The following is a 4,746-nucleotide window of genomic DNA, read 5'->3' on the forward strand; positions in this document are numbered from 1 at the left end:
GGGTTCGAGGAGGTGTACGAGGCGGGGCACACCCGGCTGGTGCAGCAGGTCTTCCTCCTCACCGCCTGCAAGCACCGGGCGGTGCACTGCGTCGGGCGGGCGTTCGGCGAGGCGCGGCGACACTGGCCGGAGGTGGCCGCCGGGGCCGAGCCCGAGCAGTGGGTGCGGATCCGGGCGTTCGAACTGGCGCTGTCCCCCTGGCACCGGGGCGGGCCCCGGCGGGCGCACGCGTGGCGGTTGCCGCACCGGCGGATCAAGGTGCGACCGGCGGACGAGGCCCAGGCGGTACTGCCGGACCACGACCGCCTGACCGACCGGGACCGGGCCCTGCTCAAGGCGCTGCGCCGGCTCTCCCGGCCGCAGCGCCGGGCGCTGGTGCTGCACGACGGCCTGGGACTGCCCGCCGCCGCGGTGGCGGTGGAGGTGGAGTCCACGGTCGCGGCCGCCGAGGGGCGGGTGTGGGCGGCGCGGACGGCGCTGGCGCAGTGGGTCCCCGACCTGGTGGGGCCGGACCCGGCGGCGGACGGGTTCGCGGACCGGCTGTGCGGGCTGCTGCACCGGGCCGCGGTGCGCGGGGTGCCGGAGCCGCACCGGCCGCCGGTGCCGCTGCTGCGGGCCCGGCAGGGGCTGGTGCACGCGGGCCGGACGGGGGCTGCGGCGCTGCTGACGGTGGCCGTCGGCGGCGCGGTGGCGGCGACGCTGGCGGGCGGCGGACCGGGCGAGCTGTTCCGGCCGTCGGATCCGCCGCCGCCGGTGCTCTGCGCGCCGGTGCCGACGCTGGCGACCGAGCCGGAGGCCCTGCTGCCCCTGCTCGCGGAGGGGGCGCCGTCCGGGATCCACAGCCTCTGGTGCTCGCCGACGCCGGGGCTGGAGCCGGTCGTGGTGGATCCGCCGCCGCCCCGCGAGGACGGGCCGTACCGGCCGCCTGCGGCCGGGCGGGCCGGGGTGGCGCTGCCGCCGCCGGCCGCGGTGGTCCCGGAGTCTCCGGGCTGCGCGTCCTGGGTGCTGCGCCCCTGCCCGGCGGAGCACCGGGCACCGCGCTGATCCCGGCGCCGGGTCAGCCCCGGACCAGCGCCGGACCAGCACCGGAGCCGTTCCGGAACGACAGCGCCCCCGCACCGGCGAGGCCGGTGCGGGGGCGCTGTGCGCGAGCGGGGGGGCGTCAGCCCTTGAACAGCTCACGGGCCAGGCGGGCGGTCTCGGACGGCGTCTTGCCGACCTTGACACCGGCGGCCTCGAGGGCCTCCTTCTTCGCCTGGGCGGTGCCCGAGGAGCCGGAGACGATGGCGCCGGCGTGGCCCATGGTCTTGCCCTCCGGGGCGGTGAAGCCCGCGACGTAGCCGACGACCGGCTTGGTGACGTGCTCGGCGATGTAGGCCGCGGCACGCTCCTCGGCGTCGCCGCCGATCTCACCGATCATGACGATGAGCTCGGTCTCCGGGTCCTCCTGGAACGCCTTGAGGGCGTCGATGTGGGTGGTGCCGATGACCGGGTCACCGCCGATGCCCACGGCCGAGGAGAAGCCGATGTCCCGCAGCTCGTACATGAGCTGGTAGGTCAGGGTGCCGGACTTCGAGACCAGGCCGATCTTGCCGGCCTTGGTGATGTCGGCCGGGATGATGCCGGCGTTCGACTGTCCGGGGCTGATCAGGCCCGGGCAGTTCGGGCCGATGATCCGGGTCTTGTTGCCCTTGGAACCGGCGTAGGCCCAGAACGCGGCGGTGTCGTGCACCGGGACGCCCTCGGTGATGACGACGGCCAGGCCGATCTCGGCGTCGATGGCCTCGACGACGGCGTCCTTGGTGAACTTCGGCGGCACGAAGATGACGGTGACATCGGCACCGGTCTTCTCGATGGCCTCGGCGACGGTGCCGAAGACGGGCACCTCGGTGCCGTCGACGTCAACGGTGGTGCCGGCCTTGCGCGGGTTGACACCGCCGACGATCTGGGTGCCGGAGGCGAGCATGCGGCGCGTGTGCTTCATGCCCTCGGAGCCGGTCATGCCCTGGACGATGACCTTGCTGTCCTTGGTAAGGAAGATAGCCATGGTGTGAAAGTCCCCTTCCTTACTTGTTGGCCAGCTCGGCGGCGCGGTCGGCCGCACCGTCCATGGTGTCCACCTGCTCGACGAGCGGGTGGTTGGCGTCGGTCAGGATCTGACGGCCCAGCTCGGCGTTGTTGCCGTCGAGACGGACGACCAGCGGCTTGGTGACCGCCTCGCCCTTCTCCTCGAGCAGCGCGAGGGCCTGCACGATGCCGTTGGCGACCGCGTCACAGGCGGTGATGCCGCCGAAGACGTTGACGAAGACCGACTTGACGTCGGCGTCGCCCAGGATGATCTCCAGGCCGTTCGCCATGACCTCGGCGGAGGCGCCGCCACCGATGTCGAGGAAGTTGGCGGGCTTGACGTTGCCGTGCTTCTCGCCGGCGTACGCGACCACGTCGAGGGTGCTCATGACGAGACCCGCGCCGTTGCCGATGATGCCGACGGAACCGTCGAGCTTGACGTAGTTGAGGCCCTTGGCCTTGGCGGCGGCCTCCAGCGGGTTGGCCGCGGCCTTGTCCTCGAGCGCCTCGTGCTCGGGCTGGCGGAACTCGGCGTTCTCGTCCAGGGAGACCTTGCCGTCGAGCGCGATGATCTTGCCCTCACCGGACTTGATCAGCGGGTTGACCTCGACGAGGAGGGCGTCCTCCTTGATGAAGACGGTCCACAGCTTCTGCAGGACGTCGGCGACCTGGTCGGCGACCTCGGCCGGGAACTTCGCCGCGGCGACGATCTCGGCGGCCTTCTCCGGGGTGCAGCCCTCGTTGGCGTCGACCGGGATCTTGGCGAGCGCGTCGGGGTTCTCCTCGGCGACGACCTCGATCTCCACGCCGCCCTCGACGCTGGCCATGGCCAGGAAGGTGCGGTTGGTGCGGTCCAGCAGGAACGAGACGTAGTACTCGTCCTTGATGTCCGCGGTCTGGGCCAGCATCACCTTGTGCACGGTGTGGCCCTTGATGTCCATGCCGAGGATCTGCTCGGCCTTGGCGACGGCGTCCGCCGGGTCGGCGGCCAGCTTCACGCCGCCGGCCTTGCCTCGGCCTCCCACCTTCACCTGAGCCTTGACGACGGCGCGGCCGCCGAAGCGCTCGGCGATGGCGCGAGCCGCTTCGGGGGTCTCGATGACATCGCCGTCAAGCACGGGAACACCGTGCTTGGCGAAGAGGTCCCTCGCCTGGTACTCGAACAGGTCCACGTGTTTGTCCTTGTTCGTGGTCGCGGATTGTGTCTCTACGAGCGTGCCACGGCAGGATCTTCGCTGCGGGTCGTCGGGGCGGTGCGGGTACGCAGAGGTACGGCCTTGCGGCCCACACAGCCACGGGCGCACACGTCAATTCACACGCGCGTCACGTCCGTCTGGCAGGTTATCCCCGCCGGACGGGCGTGTTTCGCCCGGGGCCTGCCAGTCTTTGGTGAGAACCGTCACAGAAAGCCCGAAGGGCGTGCGCCCGGCGCTCGGACCGGCGGGTTTGCTCGTCCACGCCCCATGTTCCCCCGTACGAGTGAGACGGGCGCGCGCCGGGCCGACAACTCCGGCCACGGCCGCCGGGCGGACGGCCTGTCACGCCCCCGGTCGGGTCACACCCCCTGGTCCGGAACCGGGATCGGGCGCTTCCCGATCGCCGCCGCCATGATCTCCGGGAAGGCGTCGGGGGTGCAGGCGAAGGCCGGGGCGCCGAGGGCGGCCAGCGCGGCGGCGTGCGCGTGGTCGTAGGCCGGCGCGCCCTCGTCGGAGAGCGCCAGCAGGGCGATGAACTGGACACCCGCCGCCTTCATCGCGGCCACCCGCTTGAGCATCCCGTCCCGGATGCCGCCCTCGTAGAGGTCGCTGATCAGGACGACGACCGTCTCGGCCGGCCGGGTGATCCGGGACTGGCAGTAGGCCAGCGCCCGGTTGATGTCGGTGCCGCCGCCGAGCTGGGTCGCGAAGAGCACGTCGACCGGGTCGGCGAGCTGCTCGGTGAGGTCGACCACCGAGGTGTCGAAGACCACCAGCCGGGTGTCCAGGCTCTTCATCGAGGCGAGCACCGCGCCGAACACCGCCGCGTGCACCACGGACGCGGCCATCGACCCGGACTGGTCGATGCAGAGGACGACGTCCTTCTTCACCGCGTGCCGGGCCCGGGCGAAGCCGACCAGCCGCTCGGGCACGACGGTCCCGTGCTCCGGCAGGTAGTTCCGCAGATTGGCCCGGACGGTGCGGTCCCAGTCGATGTCGCGGTGGCGCGGGCGGCCGACCCGGGCGCTGCGGTCCAGCGCGCCGCCGACGGTGGCCCTGGTCCGGTCGGCCAGTCGGCGCTCCAGCTCGGCGACCACCGTGCCGACGACCGCGCGGGCGGTCTCCCGGGTGGTCTCGGGCAGCGCGTGCTTGAGCGAGAGCAGGGTGGCGACCAGGTGGACGTCCGGCTCGACGGCCTCCAGCATCTCCCGTTCCAGCAGCAGTTGCTCCAGCCCGAGCCGGGTGATCGCGTCCTGTTGCATCAACTGGACGACGGTGGCCGGGAAGTACTCGCGGATGTCGCCCAGCCAGCGGGCCACCTGCGGGGCCGAGCCGCCCAGGCCCGCGGAGCGGCGCCCGGAGCGCGGCTGCCCGGCCCGGCCCTCCTCGGGGGCGCCCCGGTAGAGCGCGGCGAGCGCGCCGTCCATCGCGGCGTCCCGGCCGTGCAGGGCGCGGCCGGTCCCGTCGGCCTCGCCGCCGAGGA

The 4,746-nt window shown here is 73.0% G+C and carries 4 protein-coding genes; 1 reads left to right on the top strand and 3 read right to left on the bottom strand.

Annotated elements, in window-relative coordinates; genetic code table 11:
* Window positions 1-1,044: hypothetical protein (locus BI06_RS21310; RefSeq protein WP_051741563.1), on the top strand; the 1,044-nt coding region annotated here is incomplete at its 5' end.
* A 118-nt stretch (window positions 1,045-1,162) separates the two neighbouring features.
* Here BI06_RS21310 and sucD read toward each other — a convergent pair.
* From sucD to BI06_RS21325, 3 genes are all read right to left on the bottom strand, one after another.
* On the bottom strand, window positions 1,163-2,047 hold the full coding sequence (sucD, locus tag BI06_RS21315; protein WP_030393363.1) for a succinate--CoA ligase subunit alpha: 885 nt from the start codon (window positions 2,045-2,047) through the stop codon (window positions 1,163-1,165).
* Between the two features lie 19 nt (window positions 2,048-2,066).
* On the bottom strand, window positions 2,067-3,239 hold the full coding sequence (gene sucC / locus BI06_RS21320) for an ADP-forming succinate--CoA ligase subunit beta (RefSeq protein ID WP_030393362.1): 1,173 nt from the start codon (window positions 3,237-3,239) through the stop codon (window positions 2,067-2,069).
* Window positions 3,240-3,622: 383 nt separating this feature from the next.
* A partial coding sequence (locus BI06_RS21325) for a VWA domain-containing protein (protein ID WP_043470710.1) occupies window positions 3,623-4,746 on the bottom strand: 1,124 nt, incomplete at its 5' end.

The sequence above is a fragment of the Kitasatospora sp. MBT66 genome (assembly GCF_000710405.2).
In the GTDB taxonomy this organism is placed as follows: domain Bacteria; phylum Actinomycetota; class Actinomycetes; order Streptomycetales; family Streptomycetaceae; genus Kitasatospora; species Kitasatospora purpeofusca.

Bases quoted from the DNA above. Each gene is read 5' to 3' on its own strand.
- sucD (WP_030393363.1), bottom strand. From the start codon at position 2,047: ATGGCTATCTTCCTTACCAAGGACAGCAAGGTCATCGTCCAGGGCATG.